Origin of the sequence: Nemorincola caseinilytica, assembly GCF_039540515.1 — a bacterium.
Taxonomy (GTDB): Bacteria; Bacteroidota; Bacteroidia; order Chitinophagales; family Chitinophagaceae; genus Nemorincola; species Nemorincola caseinilytica.
Genome location: NZ_BAABFA010000007.1, coordinates 49779 through 63746 on the forward strand (window position 1 = coordinate 49779; position 13968 = coordinate 63746).

A 13968-nucleotide genomic window follows, 5' to 3' on the forward strand; every position below is an offset into this window, starting at 1 on the left:
CGGGCGGATCTTTTTTCATACCTTGCCATTATGTTTTTGTCGCGACTTTTTGGGAAGAAGAAAAAAGAGGGCTCGGAATATGACGACATGCCCGTGCCGGAAAAAGCGGACTGGAGCTTTCTGCGGGCAGATATGCATTCGCATTTCCTGCCGGGGATAGATGATGGTGCGAAGTCGCCGGAAGATACTGCGGTGCTGCTAAAGGGGATGGCCGATATGGGGTATACCCACATCATCACCACCCCGCATGTGATGATAGACCACCACCCCAATACCACGCATACCATACTGAGCGCACTGCAGGTGGCGCAGCAGGTGATAAAGGAGCATAATATAAATATAACCCTGAGGGCCGCAGCAGAGTACTATATGGACGACCACTTCGACCGGCTGCTGGAAACGGAGAAACTGCTGCCGATACACAAGAACGAGGTGCTGGTGGAATTTTCCATGATGTTCGAGCCGCCGCAACTGGCGAATACGCTGTTCAACATGCAGGCATCGGGGTATAAACCCATAATAGCGCATCCCGAAAGATATACCTTCTTTCACCGCACGCCCGACAAGTACCACGAGCTGAAGGACAGGGGCTGCCTGCTGCAGATGAACCTGCTGTCGCTGACGGGCTACTACGGCCAGCATGTAAAGGCTGCGGCAGAGCGCATGCTTGCCGACAAGCTGTATGACTACTGCGGCAGCGATGCCCACCACGAGCGGCATGTGGCCGCCCTGAACGCCCTGGCCCGCAGCACCGACCACTATAAGGTGGCCAATTACCCCTTTAGGAATGCCGGGCTGGCGGTGTAGGCGCCCAATGTGGCCGCAAGGTTATTATTTCATCAAGTTAGTGGTCGCTTCCTTTATAATAGAGGAAAGTATATTTTTGCCAGATCTTTAAGCGCGCCATTCAGGTGCGCTGTACAAAAGCTGTTGAATGAAAGAACGATCGTACAGTATCGCCGTTATTGGACTGGGTTATGTAGGCTTGCCCCTTGCCGCAGAATTCGCTAAAAAGTTTCCGGTAACAGGTTTCGATATCAATAAAAGAAGAATAGAAGAGCTGCGCCAGGGTGTGGACAATACGCTGGAAGTAGAACACGATGTGCTGAAAAAGGTGACAAAGACCGCCCAGAACGGCGATAATGGTCTTTTTTGCAGCTATGATATGGCAGATATAAAGGACTGTAACGTATACATAGTGACCGTACCCACCCCTGTGGACAAGAACAACCGCCCAGACCTGACACCCCTGTACAAGGCCAGCGAAACGGTAGGTAAGGTGCTGAAAAAGGGCGATATAGTGGTGTACGAATCGACCGTATACCCCGGTGTGACGGAGGATGAGTGTGTGCCTGTGCTGGAGAAATTCTCGGGTATGAAGTTCAATACCGACTTCTACTGCGGATACTCGCCGGAGCGTATAAACCCCGGCGATAAGCTGCATACGGTAGCCAACATCAAAAAGATAACATCGGGATCGACGCCGGAGATAGCCGAGGAGGTAGACCAGATATACCGCGCCGTGATAGTGGCCGGTACGCACAAGGCCACCACCATAAAGGTGGCCGAGGCGGCCAAGGTGATAGAGAACTCGCAGCGCGACATCAATATCGCCTTTGTGAACGAGCTGGCCATGATCTTCAACAGGCTGGGGATAGATACCCACCATGTGCTGGAAGCATCGGCCACGAAGTGGAACTTCCTGCCCTTCAAACCGGGGCTGGTGGGTGGCCACTGTATAGGTGTAGACCCCTATTACCTGGCCCAGAAGGCGCAGGAGGCAGGCTACCACCCAGAAATAATATTGGCCGGCCGAAGGCTGAACGATGGCATGGGCAGGTATATAGCCGGCGAATTCGTGAAGCTGATGATAAAGAACGGCATAACCGTGAAGGGGGCCGAGGTGCTGGTACTGGGTATAACCTTTAAGGAGAACTGCCCCGATGTACGCAACACCAAGGTGGTGGACATCATAAGTGAGCTGAGATCGTATGACATGAACGTGAATGTATATGACCCTCGTGCAAAGGCAGATGATGTGATGCACGAATATGGCCTGCCGATAGTGACCGAACTGCCTGCGGGCAAAAAGTACGATTCTGTGATGCTGGCCGTAGCACATTCCGATTTTCTGAATGTGAACTGGCAGAGCCATACCCGCGAAAATGGCGTGATATATGACGTGAAGGGATGCCTGGACAGGCAGGTGGCGAACGCACGTTTGTAAGAAAAAAAAGTATAATATTCCCATGGCGCCCGGCAGCGGTAGCGCCATGGGAATTTTCATTATTAGTACTTTTAATTTACTTTTGATGAAAATTCTGGAAAATGCATCAATTCCTGAGGCGGAGCGGTAACGTTCTTTGCCTGTATCTTGTTTTGTTTTCTATTATATCCTCATATTCCTGTGTCGTCCCTAAGAACTATGTATACTTCAACAACCTCAAAGACCATCCGCAGCACCCCAATGTAATAGTTCTGGACAGTACCACTAATTTTCGCGATCCGAAAATAGAGGTGAACGACCTGCTGTCTATATCTATAGGCGTCTTCAACCCACTGGCCGAGGACGAGATGCTGCAGAAAAGCGCTGCGGGCAGCGGCGACAACAAGGCCTATGCGGCCAATACATACCTGGTAGATAAGGATGGCTATGTGGAACTGAGAATGGTGGGATTTGTGAAAGTACTGGGGCTGACAACGGCCGAGGCCAGGGAACTGATAAAGCAGAAGGCAAAAGAGTTCTACCGCGACCCTATAGTGAATGTACACATAGTGAATTTCCAGGTAACAGTGCTGGGAGAGATAACACGCCCCGGTGTGGTGAAGATAGAGAGCGAGAAAGCAAGCATACTGGATGTGCTGGCCCTTGCCGGCGACCTGCGCACCAGCTCAAAAAGGAAGAACATACTGCTGACGCGTACCGAGAACGATAAAGTGACCTTTGCCCGGCTGGACATAACATCGACCGACATATATAAGTCACCCTATTTTTATGTGAAGCAGAGAGACCAGATATATGTAGAGCCGAGCCGTTTTGCGCGTCAGAACACGGACAATTCGTTCACCAAATACCTGGGTATGATGTCGGGCCTTATAGGAGTGGTATCACTGCTCTTCGTTACCAACATAATAAAAGTAAAATCTCAGTAGTAATAAGAGGAATGGAGAACAATAAGAGAAGACCCGGTGAAACGCCGCCCCCGGTACCTGCCGGGCCGGCATTGCCGAGGAACGAGGAAGGTGGAGCAGGCGGAGGCGGAGGTTCCTTTAACCTGAAGTGGTTACTCATTACCGTACTTACCATATGGCCCTGGCTATTGGGAAGTATCATCATATCGCTCATAGTAGGCAATATATACCTGCGCTACTACACCCCTGTATACAAAGCAGGCGCCGAACTGCTGCTGAACGACTCGAAGAAAGGAGGCAATGGCCAGGACGATGTGGTGAAGGCCATGAAGAGCAAGAACGACAAGATAAACATAGACAACGAAATAGAGGTACTGAAAAGCCGTACCACTATGATGAAGGTAGTGGCCGACCTGGACCTGAACGTAGTATACACCGTAGAGGGGCGTTTTAAACGTACAGAGCTGTATGGCAGCACCAACCCCTTCAGGCTGGTGAAGATAGATACCGTTTTCGATGATTATTTTCAGTGCAAACTGAATGTACTGTCGGGCGATAGATTCGAGGTATCGGTACTAAAGGACAAACAGGAGCTGAAAACGAAAGCTGCATGGGGCGATACACTGCTACTGCCCGATATAGGCCGGGTGGTATTTGCGAAGACCGGCGTATATGCTGCACCCAATGTGGACTACAGCGTGCTGCATATGCCCCTGCTGATGGCCGCGCTGAACTACCAGGGCAGTGTGTCTTATAGCGTTCCCAACAAATCGGCCAGCTGCATACAGATAAGCATGGTGAACACCATAGCCGAGCGTGCCGTAGATGTGATAAACCACCTGATGGAGGTATATAAGCGGAAGAACGTAGAGGACCGTACCCGCATCACAGAGAGTACCATGCAGTTCATAGACGAGCGCATGAACATACTGGGCCGCGAGCTGTCGCAGGTAGAGAAGGACATAGAACGCTTCAAGCAGGATAACAACATAGCCGACATGTCGGCACAGGCGGGGCAACTGGTGAATGCCAAGGCCGTGACATCGGAAAAACTGGAGGATGCCGAACTGCAACTGGATGTGACGGGATCGATAAGCAACTACCTGGAGAAGATAGATGACAGATCGCTGACGCTGCCGGCATCGCTGCTGGAGAACAGGGGACTGTCGGAACTTATCAATAAGTTCAAGGATGTGAACGCACGTCTGGAGTACCAACTGATGACCATGACACCGAACAACCCGGTGACAAAGGCGCTGCAAAAGCAGAAAGAAGAGGTACAGAAGAGCATAGTGGCCGCCCTGGCATCGTCGAAGAAGGAAATGGAGCTGAAGGTGGACAAAATAAAGAGGACACTGGGCAATAACATAAAGATGATACGCGATATACCATCGGTAGAACGCGAGTACCTGGAATATTCGAGAAAGCAGAACATCAAGCAGGACCTTTTCGTCTTCCTGCTGAAAAAGCGCGAAGAGACCGCTATAGAGAAAGCATCGACCGTGGCCGATGCCATAGTAGTGGACCCCGCCCTGACACAGGGCCTCATAGCGCCCAACAAGCAGCGCATACTGATGATGTCATTCATGTTCGGCGCACTTATACCGTTCGCCTTCATCATCATACGCAGGGCGCTCAATATCCGCATCATCAGCAAGGGCGACATATCGCGCGTGACCACTATACCCATAATAGGCGAGATAGGCAATAACAGTACCGGGGAAAGTGTGGCCATAGCGCGCAACAGCCGTACAGTGCTTTCAGAACAGTTCAGGGCGCTGCGTACCAACCTGCAGTACCTGATGCCTGACAAGGACCAGAAGGTAGTGATGATCACATCGAGCATGAGTGGTGAGGGCAAATCGTTCATCGCCATCAACCTGTCGGTGACGCTGGCCCTGTCGGGCAAGCGGGTGGTGCTCATAGAGCTGGACCTTCGCAAACCGAAAGTATCGAAGCTGCTGGGCATCAATAATGACATAGGTTTCTCTAACTATTCTATAGGAAAAGCCACTATAGAGCAGATACTGGTACCATCAGGCATAGACGACAATATGCTGATACTGCCATCGGGCCCTATACCGCCCAACCCTGCCGAACTGATACTGATGCAAAGCACAAGGGACATGTTCGCCTACCTGAAGGAGAATTTCGACTATATCATAGTCGATACATCGCCGATAGGCCTGGTGACCGATGCCCACCTGCTGTACGAGTATATAGATACCGCCATGTATGTGGTACGCCAGGGCTATACATACAAGCAGCAGCTGGGTATACCCAACGAGCTGTACTATAGCGGCAAAATGCCAAAACTGAACTTCATACTGAACGATGTGGTGGCCAACAGGGGCTTTGCATATGGCTATGGATACGAAGAAGGATACGGTTATGGCTATGGATACGGTTATGGCTATGGATATGGCTATGGATACGGTTATGGATACGGTTACGGCTATGGCACATATGGAAGTGGCTACTATGTAGACGATGATAAGAAAAACAAGAAGAAGAAAAAAGGTGGTATCTCATCGGTACTGAAACGAAATAAATAACATGCACCCCACTGCCACCTGGCAGTAAAACACTGTATACCAGAGATATGTCTGTAACAACGGCCGACAACGAAAAATGGGATATAAATATAAGCTCTAAGACCAGCTTGCTGGATATAGACATAAAGGAGATATGGCGCTACCGCGACCTGCTGGTGATGTTCATCATACGCGATGTGGTGACCCGCTACAAGCAAACGATACTGGGGCCGCTGTGGTTCATGCTGCAACCTATACTCACGGCTGTGATATATACGCTTATCTTCAGCCGCATAGCGCGCATATCCACCAACGATACGCCGCCAATACTGTTCTACCTGGGCAGTCTCACACTGTGGAACTATTTCTCCGAGACCTTTGGCATCATTTCCAAGACCTTTACCGAGAATGCCAATGTGCTGGGCAAGGTATACTTCCCCAGACTGGTACTGCCGCTGTCCAAGGCCATATCGGGCATTATGAAGATGCTGATGCAGTTCGTCATCTTCTTTGGTGTACTTATATACCATGTGTTCGTGACCCACAAGGCCAGCCCCAACTGGTATGCACTTACTTTTCCGCTGCTGCTGATAGTGATAGCACTGTTCAGTATGGGGGCCGGGTTGCTTATCACGGCGCTTACCAGCAAATACCGCGATCTTAGTTTCCTTGTAGTGTTCGGTATACAGCTATATATGTACCTGACGCCGGTGATCTATCCACTGTCCATAGCCAGCCCGGACAAGCAAGTGTGGCTATGGCTGAACCCGCTGACGGCCATATTCGAGGCGTTCAAATATTCGTTCCTGGGCGCCAATGCCGGGCAGTGGAACAATTTCTGGCTTGGCTACAGCTTGCTTTTTACCCTGGTCATGTTCCTGGTAGGGCTTATCATGTTCAATAAAGTTGAAAAGAAATTCATAGACGTTATCTAGGATAGAATGAGCAGCAACATTGTAATAAAGGCCGAGAATATATCGAAGCAGTACCAGATAGGACAGATAGGCACAGGCATGATAAGCCATGACATAAAGCGCTGGTGGGCGCTGATGCGCGGCAAGGAAGACCCTTACCTGAAGGTGGGTATGGAGAACGACCGTACCCAGAAGGCCACAAGCGCCTATACCTGGGCGGTAAAGGATATAAACTTCGATGTGCAGCAGGGTGAGGCCCTGGGCGTGATAGGGAAGAACGGTGCGGGAAAATCGACACTGCTGAAACTCCTATCGAGGGTCACAGCGCCAACAACAGGACAGATAAAGATAAAAGGCAGGGTGGCATCGCTGCTGGAAGTAGGAACGGGTTTTCACCCGGAACTTACCGGCCGCGAGAACATATACATGAACGGCACCATACTGGGCATGACCCGCAAGGAGATAGCCCGGAAATTCGACGAGATAGTAGATTTCTCGGGCGTGCAGATGTATATAGACACCCCTGTGAAACGATATTCATCGGGTATGTATGTGCGCCTTGCCTTCGGGGTGGCGGCACACCTGGAACCCGAGATACTGATAGTGGACGAGGTGCTGGCCGTAGGCGATGCCGAATTCCAGAAAAAGTGCATAGGCAAGATGAGCGATGTGGCCAGCCACGGGCGCACCATCATTTTTGTGAGCCACAACCTGCTGGCCGTACAGAGCCTGTGCAAGAGCGCGATATTCATGAAGGCCGGTACGATAGCCGACAGCGGGCCTACCGAAAAAGTGATAAACAACTACCTGAGCCGCGAGATACGCAACTGCATAGAGGCGAAATGGGACATGGACAAGGCGCCGGGCAATGACAGGATACGCCTGTTATCGGCGAGGATAAATGTAGAGAAGCAGATAGACGGGCAGGATGTGATAGACGTGAACACACCATTCGATATAGACTTTGAGTTCTACAATGGAGTGGACGGACAGGGTGTGAACCTGAGCCTGGTGCTCTACACTACTTCCGGGGTATGCGTATTCAATGTTACCACGCCGGTAGCTAAACTATCGAAGGGACATCATACCAGCCGCCTGCGCATACCGGGCTCGCTGCTGAACGACGATATATATACCATAGTCCTCTTCCTGGTGAAGGACGGCTCGTCGGTACTGCATGTGGTAGAAGATGTGCTGACCTTTGAGGTGCTGGATGTGAAGCGCGGCGATACGGGCTGGTTCGGCAAATGGGTAGGCGCTGTGCGCCCTACGATGCTGGAATTCACAATAGATTAAGACGTATCATACTCACATGCCGGGCCAATGGCACGGTAATTGGAATGCAGTAGCTTATGAGAGCATATATACTGTTATCCGTTCTTATTGCCTGCCATCCAGTGTGCTGCGCGCAGGAGTATACCAGGTGCAGCTACAAATACTTTGTCCACGGCAAGGGTATAGCCACTTCGCAATGCTACGATAAGGATGGCCGCTGGGGCAAGGCCAAAGCATATGACAGGACGGGAAAAGAGATATACAGCCGCGAACTGAGAACCGTGGGCGGGCATAGCTATGTAGAGTTCTCTTACTACGACAGGAGCGGCGCCGTAAAGACTGCCCGCTGGAGCAGCGCGCCCGATGGCGGTATACAGTGGTACAGGTCTTACACAGAATTTTCGGAGGACGGGAAGATAGTGAACGAGACGAAGGACAGCTATGACGATGGCCCGGGCACGTTTTAAAAGAACCACAGAAACGAGCGCCTGTAGTGAGGCCAAGACCCAGCCCGGAACCGGAGGTGGCGAAGTGCGCGGTCATCTATTCATCAGAGTTCTGGGTAACGAACCATACGCCGTATACCGTAGTGGTAACAGCCACACGCAAGTACAGCAAAAGCGAGACCTATACACTGAGCCTGCGGCCGCGAGAGACACTTAAATGCGGGCAAATGATACTGGCAGAGCAGTTCGACGATCCTGCAAAGTATTTCGACATTTCGGCAGTACCGAAGAAGCCCATAAAGGGGCAGCGGTTCACCATCATAGCAGCAGACAAGCAGCCGCAGCAGGTGGCCAAGGAGACCCGCAGGTACTACTACGAGGTGAGGCACATCATATAAGGGTGTACATAACTAGTGCATCCTGTCGCCACGGGGGGTAAGGGCGTGCAGCACCTGCTCTTCGGCAGCGAGCCAGAAGTGCCATGTGTCCCTTACCTGCTGGTGCGTATAGTACTCGCCCGCCAGGTCTATGAAGAGACGGTAATGCCCGGCCTCTGATATCATGAATTTGTGGTAGAATTTTCGTAGCGCCTCTTCCTCCGATCCTTCGGACAGCAGGCGGAAACGCTCGCAGCTACGCGCCTCTATGAGGGCGCAGATAATGAGCTTGTGCAGCAGCTTTTCGTCGCCGGGTATGTTCTTCGGTTCTTGCTGCAGCAGCAGGTTCACATAATCATCGCGGCGCTGACGGCCCAGGGTGTAGCCACGTTTCTTCATCTCGGCCAGTACCATGCGGAAGTGGCCCCACTCCTCGGTGACTATAGGCGCAAGGGCCTCTACAAGGGCCATCTTATCGGGGTAGCGCTGTATGAGCGATATGCACTGCGTGGCGGCCTTCTGCTCGCAAAAGGCGTGGTCGGTAAGTACTTCTTCCAGGGATATCGAGGCCAGGTGTGCCCACCGGGGATCGGTAGGCATCTTCAGCCCCAGTATAGAATTGTCGGCTGTGCTCATTTATTTTTTGCTTAGTTGCTCATGTACCTGCTCTACAAGGCGCTGCGCCCATATAGCATACTCCCTGCCCGATGGGTGCAGCTTGTCGTCTACCAGGTATGTAGGGTCGGCGCCATGCTGGCGGGTACTTTCTGTTATCTCTATATAGTGGCATTCATTGGCCAGCGCTATCTCGCGGCAGGCGGCATTGTAGGCATCTATCTCGGTGGCTATGGCGCTGCGGTCGCGGTCGGCGGCAAAGGGCGTTACACCCCAGTCGGGTATAGAGAGCACGAACACCCGCTGCGGCCTGCCACCTGCGAAGTGTATGGCCTGGTGCAGCAGTTGGGTGAACTCATCGCGGTAGTTGTCTATACTGCGGCCGCGGTACTGGTTGTTGACACCTATGAGCAGGGATACGAAAGAGAACGTATCGGTGATATTGTGCTCGCGTATAGAGGTAGCCAGCTCGTCGGTGGTCCAGCCGGTAGTGGCTATGATAACGGGGTCGGTGACCTGTGTACCTTTTTCTCGCAGCATCCTCACGGCCTGGTGCGGAAAATTGTCGGGGGCAGAGACCTGCTCGCCTATAGTGTACGAATCGCCGAGGGCGAGGTATGTATGCATATGTGATGGTTTTTGTAGTGAGAAGTAGAGCAACAGTAGTAATAATGTGTACCTCATGGTCACAGTATCTTGTGCCGTTTGAATTCCTTATTACGGTCGAACAGGTAGCGGTATGTCTTCAGGTTGCGGCTGCGGGTGGTGCCCAGGCCTGCGGCTATATTCACCATCTTGGGGTTGAAGTCGCCTATCCACTGCATTTCGTAGTCTTCGTACATGCCCATGGGCTGTATCACATTGGCGCCTTCCAGTATCATATAGCCGTCTATGCCCTTGCCCTGGTATTCGGGTATGATACCGAACACAAGCCCCACGAAACGGTTGCACTTGCCAAAGCGCTGCATGAGCAGGAAGCGCACCTTTTGCAGCAGGCCGAACTTGCCATTGAGGTGCTTGAAGAACTGGTTGAGGTCGGGCAGGTTCACCCACATGGCTATGGGCTGCCCTTTGTGGTATACGAACCATATGATCTTCTCGTCCATCACGGGCTTCATGGCCTTGAACATCTTGGCCACCGTTTTCTCCTCCAGCGATTTACCGCCGCCATGGCCTGCCCATGCCTTGTTGTATATATAGGTGAAGTCTTTGACGTACTTATCCAGGTCGCTCTTCCTGATATGCTGCGCAGTGTACTCGGGGTCTGCGGCATATTTGGCGTGGCGCTCGTAGAACTTGTTATCGAGGCGGTTCTTCACCTTTAGGGCAAAGCACACCTGGTTGAAGTAGGTCTGGAAGCCATACTGCTCGAAGAGGGTAACGTAGTAGGGCGGGTTGTAGGTCATGCCATAGAGCGGCGGGTAAAAACCATCGGTGAGGAGGCCCCACCATTTATCGCGCTCGCCAAAGTTGATGGGACCATCCATGGCCTCCATGCCACGGTCCTGCAGCCACTTTTTGCAGTGGTCGAACATAAAGGCCGCATGCTCGTAATTGTTATCGCACTCAAAGAATCCTATGCCGCCCGTAGGCTGCTCCTGCTTGTACTGCTTGTTCACAAAAGCGGCTATACGGCCTATGTTGCGGCCATTGTCGTCCTGCAGTATCCAGCGGGCATATTCGCCGCCACGCTTTATGAACTTGTTCTTCTCTGCATCGAAGACCTCTTCTATATCCTTATCCAGCGGCCTTATCCAGTTGGGGTCGTTGGCATATATATCCACAGCCACCTGCAGGAACGCCTTTTTATCGCCTGCCGTACTTACTTCATGCATCCGCATAGTTACAGGATCACTTTTTTTGAGACAGCTAAGTTAAGCGAAAATATGCGGCCCTGCTTGTGCCCGAGGCCGCAGGGCCGCATTTCAGCTCCGTTGCTGCCTACCTATCTTTTGGACCTCATTCCCCCACCCTATGGCCATTAGCCGTATTTTCAGTAACTTTATAGATACCGATCATCTGTAGGTCACTGACCTCATTAAGCATCACCCTATGCGCAATACGAGAGCCATTGTCATCACCATTTTTGCGTTCGCCCTTATGTGGGGCTGCCGTTGCGGCAAAAAGCCCGGTCCGGACCCTGTGCTGGATATGGGCGGTTTCCCCGATGCCGTAGGCAAGATAATAGTGGGCAAATGCGCTACCGCAGGCTGCCACAATGCCGCCAGCTATATGAATAGCGCGGGGCTGCTGCTGGATACCTGGCAGCACCTGTTCGACGGAGGCAATTCGGGATCATCGGTGATACCGTATAGCGCAGAGTTCAGCCCGCTGCTCTATTTTGTGAACACAGACCCCGCCAGGGGCACTGTGGCCACACCTACCATGCCCTTCGACCCATCGGGCGTGAACGCCAACAAGCTGAGCGAGGAAGAATACAATACCCTGAAAGAGTGGATAACAAATGGCGCACCCGACAGGAACGGTAATATAGCCTTTGCCGCAGATGCGGACACGCGGCAGAAGGTATATGTGACACAGCAGGGCTGCGACCTGGTGGCGGTGATAGATGCCGCCAGCGGACTGGTGATGCGGTATATAAAAGTAGGTACCAATGCGGGCACCACGGAAAGCCCTCACTGCCTGCGCACATCTGCCGACGGGCGGTATGCCTATGTGAGCTTCATAGGCGGTACAGGCATACAGAAGATAGACACCCGCACCGACCAGGTGGCCAATACCACCACACTGGGTGTGGGATCGTGGAACATACTGTATGTGGCGCCCCACGACACCATGGTAGCCACTACCGACTGCAGCACCAACGGGCGCATAGTATATACACGCACCGGCAGCATGACCATAGCCCCCGAGCTGACGGGAAGCGGCAGCGGGCTGTTCGTCTTTCCGCATGGCATAACGAGCAATGAGGCCTTCGATACCTGCTATATAAGCGCGCAGTATGGCAATACGGTGTATAAATGGGCGCCAACGGTGCCCTATTACAAGGCCATAAGCATAGACGGATCGCCGACGGTGGTAACGACGCCAAGCGACCTTTCGTCGCCTAACCCGCACGAGATAATGATGATACCCGACAGGAGCCGCTACTTCCTGACGTGTGAACGCACCAACGAGGTACGCGTGCTGGATGCCCGTACCGATGCTATACTGGCGGCCATACCTGTAGGCACACGCCCGCAGGAGATAGCTATGGCACGCACCAGGCCCTATGCATTCATAACCTGCATGGAAGATGAGAACGTGCCAAGCGGCCGCAGGGGATCGGTGTATGTGATAGACTACAACACCTACGAGGTGGTAAAGGTGATAAAGGGCGACTTCTACCAGCCGCATGGCATAACGGTAGATGAATATAGCGGGCGCGTGTACATAGTAAGCACCAATGCAAGCGACAGCGGCCCTGCACCGCACCACGCTACCGCATGCTTTGGCAGGCCGGGCTGGTATTCCATATACAGCCTGAACACGCTGGAGCCGGTGAACACCAAGCGCTACCAGGTGACGGTGATGCCCTACTCGGCAGATGTGCGTTTCAAGTGATGGACGTGCATGGGTATAGCACCCTTTATAAACGCTGACCGGCAGCAATATTCATTTTCAGATATCTTACTCGCTGTGTCTCAATAAGACCTTATTTTCAGGTATGTTAAGATGCTGAGGGAGGTCATGTTTTTAACATTCATTTTCCTGTTTCTTTGCGCCAACGGTACGAACATTGCAGTAGAATTCCCTGACGGTGTGCATGGGGCGCAACGATAGAAGAAAATGGACGAGAAGATGAACACGGAAAGGCTGACATATATTCTTACGATAGCAGGTATTTTACTGCTTTCCTGCGCAAGCATCATTTACCTGAGCTATAAGATGCTGCACTGATACTCTGGCCAACTGATGTAGCAGAGGTATCACCTCAGGGATAGTCGTACCGCGACAGCTCCTGTTCCATGGCATCATATACTATCTGTTTCAGGCGCGGCACATCGGGCAGGGTCATACCATCTACCTGTATGGGCTGCATATATACTGCCCGGTTGCGGCCGGGCCATACCTTCCACCATGCGCTGTAGTGCCAGCGATGCACGGTATCGGGGAAGATAATGGGTAATATGGGCGTTCGCGAAGTGATGGCCAGCCTGAATGCCCCATCATAAAAGTCCTTCAGCGGCTTACCTGTTTCATTGAAAGTGCCTTCGGGGAAAATAACTATGTGGCTTTCGTGGCGCAGTACCCGCCACATGAGGCGCATGCTGCGGGCACGGCTCTGGGGGTTGCTGCGGTTTACCATTATCACTATCTGCCGGTATAGAAAGCCCATGACGGGGACCTTGGAGAACTCTTTTTTGCCCAGGGCGCGGAAGTAGCCGGGAAGGCCGGGGAACAGCACAACGGTATCGAGATAGGAAATATGATTGCACACGATGACGTAGCGGCGCTGTGGCGGGCATGGCCCTGTTATGCGCAGGGGCATACCTATGACCCACAGCCATATACGCGCCCAATGCCTGATGATGACATAGATGAGCCTGCGTGTGGCTTTACGGTTGCCGATACTGAGCAGTACAAAGAAAGGGAATGTGATACACAGCCCTATGAGAAAGGTAACAACTACATAGACCGCGTAGAAAGGCTGAAGTATCTTTTTCAGCATGCC

The 13968-nt window shown here is 52.2% G+C and carries 13 protein-coding genes; 9 read left to right on the forward strand and 4 right to left on the reverse strand.

Annotated features, from left to right (window positions below):
• Nucleotides 1-36: 36 nt before the first annotated feature.
• The 8 genes from ABD843_RS04230 to ABD843_RS04265 all read left to right on the forward strand — a co-directional run bounded on the left by ABD843_RS04230 (nucleotide 37) and on the right by ABD843_RS04265 (nucleotide 8699).
• Complete coding sequence (locus ABD843_RS04230) at nucleotides 37-807, forward strand: tyrosine-protein phosphatase (protein WP_345079001.1); 771 nt, start codon at nucleotides 37-39, stop codon at nucleotides 805-807.
• A 127-nt stretch (nucleotides 808-934) separates the two neighbouring features.
• On the forward strand, nucleotides 935-2227 hold the full coding sequence (locus ABD843_RS04235; RefSeq protein ID WP_345079004.1) for a nucleotide sugar dehydrogenase: 1293 nt from the start codon (nucleotides 935-937) through the stop codon (nucleotides 2225-2227).
• 152 nt (nucleotides 2228-2379) lie between these two features.
• On the forward strand, nucleotides 2380-3153 hold the full coding sequence (locus ABD843_RS04240) for a polysaccharide biosynthesis/export family protein (RefSeq protein ID WP_345079007.1): 774 nt from the start codon (nucleotides 2380-2382) through the stop codon (nucleotides 3151-3153).
• An 11-nt stretch (nucleotides 3154-3164) separates the two neighbouring features.
• The gene (locus ABD843_RS04245) at nucleotides 3165-5687 is read left to right on the forward strand and encodes a GumC family protein (RefSeq protein WP_345079010.1); all 2523 of its coding nucleotides are present in this window, start codon (nucleotides 3165-3167) and stop codon (nucleotides 5685-5687) included.
• Between the two features lie 47 nt (nucleotides 5688-5734).
• Nucleotides 5735-6601, forward strand: coding sequence for an ABC transporter permease (locus tag ABD843_RS04250; RefSeq protein ID WP_345079012.1), 867 nt, complete (start codon nucleotides 5735-5737; stop codon nucleotides 6599-6601).
• Between the two features lie 6 nt (nucleotides 6602-6607).
• Complete coding sequence (locus ABD843_RS04255; protein WP_345079015.1) at nucleotides 6608-7876, forward strand: ABC transporter ATP-binding protein; 1269 nt, start codon at nucleotides 6608-6610, stop codon at nucleotides 7874-7876.
• A gap of 56 nt (nucleotides 7877-7932) precedes the next feature.
• Complete coding sequence (locus ABD843_RS04260; RefSeq protein WP_345079018.1) at nucleotides 7933-8322, forward strand: hypothetical protein; 390 nt, start codon at nucleotides 7933-7935, stop codon at nucleotides 8320-8322.
• A gap of 26 nt (nucleotides 8323-8348) precedes the next feature.
• Nucleotides 8349-8699, forward strand: a complete 351-nt coding sequence (locus ABD843_RS04265; protein WP_345079021.1) for a hypothetical protein — start codon at nucleotides 8349-8351, stop codon at nucleotides 8697-8699.
• Between the two features lie 12 nt (nucleotides 8700-8711).
• Here the strand turns inward: ABD843_RS04265 and ABD843_RS04270 are convergent, their stop codons facing one another.
• The 3 genes from ABD843_RS04270 to ABD843_RS04280 are packed head-to-tail and all read right to left on the reverse strand — an operon-like array spanning nucleotide 8712 to nucleotide 11134.
• Complete coding sequence (locus tag ABD843_RS04270) at nucleotides 8712-9314, reverse strand: MiaE family protein (protein ID WP_345079024.1); 603 nt, start codon at nucleotides 9312-9314, stop codon at nucleotides 8712-8714.
• Entirely contained in the window at nucleotides 9315-9920 is a 606-nt protein-coding gene (locus tag ABD843_RS04275) for an SGNH/GDSL hydrolase family protein (RefSeq protein WP_345079027.1), read from the reverse strand.
• A gap of 59 nt (nucleotides 9921-9979) precedes the next feature.
• The gene (locus tag ABD843_RS04280; RefSeq protein WP_345079030.1) at nucleotides 9980-11134 is read right to left on the reverse strand and encodes a hypothetical protein; all 1155 of its coding nucleotides are present in this window, start codon (nucleotides 11132-11134) and stop codon (nucleotides 9980-9982) included.
• Nucleotides 11135-11345: 211 nt separating this feature from the next.
• Between ABD843_RS04280 and ABD843_RS04285 the strand changes: the two genes are divergently transcribed.
• Entirely contained in the window at nucleotides 11346-12857 is a 1512-nt protein-coding gene (locus ABD843_RS04285) for a hypothetical protein (protein ID WP_345079033.1), read from the forward strand.
• 370 nt (nucleotides 12858-13227) lie between these two features.
• Here ABD843_RS04285 and ABD843_RS04290 read toward each other — a convergent pair whose 3' ends face one another.
• Nucleotides 13228-13965, reverse strand: a complete 738-nt coding sequence (locus ABD843_RS04290; protein WP_345079036.1) for a lysophospholipid acyltransferase family protein — start codon at nucleotides 13963-13965, stop codon at nucleotides 13228-13230.
• Nucleotides 13966-13968 lie beyond the last annotated feature (3 nt).

Bases quoted from the DNA above. Each gene is read 5' to 3' on its own strand.
- ABD843_RS04275 (WP_345079027.1), bottom strand. From the start codon at position 9,920: ATGCATACATACCTCGCCCTCGGCGATTCGTACACTATAGGCGAGCAG.
- ABD843_RS04235 (WP_345079004.1), top strand. From the start codon at position 935: ATGAAAGAACGATCGTACAGTATCGCCGTTATTGGACTGGGTTATGTA.
- ABD843_RS04260 (WP_345079018.1), top strand. From the start codon at position 7,933: ATGAGAGCATATATACTGTTATCCGTTCTTATTGCCTGCCATCCAGTG.
- ABD843_RS04290 (WP_345079036.1), bottom strand. From the start codon at position 13,965: ATGCTGAAAAAGATACTTCAGCCTTTCTACGCGGTCTATGTAGTTGTT.
- ABD843_RS04250 (WP_345079012.1), top strand. From the start codon at position 5,735: ATGTCTGTAACAACGGCCGACAACGAAAAATGGGATATAAATATAAGC.
- ABD843_RS04285 (WP_345079033.1), top strand. From the start codon at position 11,346: ATGCGCAATACGAGAGCCATTGTCATCACCATTTTTGCGTTCGCCCTT.
- ABD843_RS04245 (WP_345079010.1), top strand. From the start codon at position 3,165: ATGGAGAACAATAAGAGAAGACCCGGTGAAACGCCGCCCCCGGTACCT.
- ABD843_RS04255 (WP_345079015.1), top strand. From the start codon at position 6,608: ATGAGCAGCAACATTGTAATAAAGGCCGAGAATATATCGAAGCAGTAC.
- ABD843_RS04280 (WP_345079030.1), bottom strand. From the start codon at position 11,134: ATGCGGATGCATGAAGTAAGTACGGCAGGCGATAAAAAGGCGTTCCTG.
- ABD843_RS04270 (WP_345079024.1), bottom strand. From the start codon at position 9,314: ATGAGCACAGCCGACAATTCTATACTGGGGCTGAAGATGCCTACCGAT.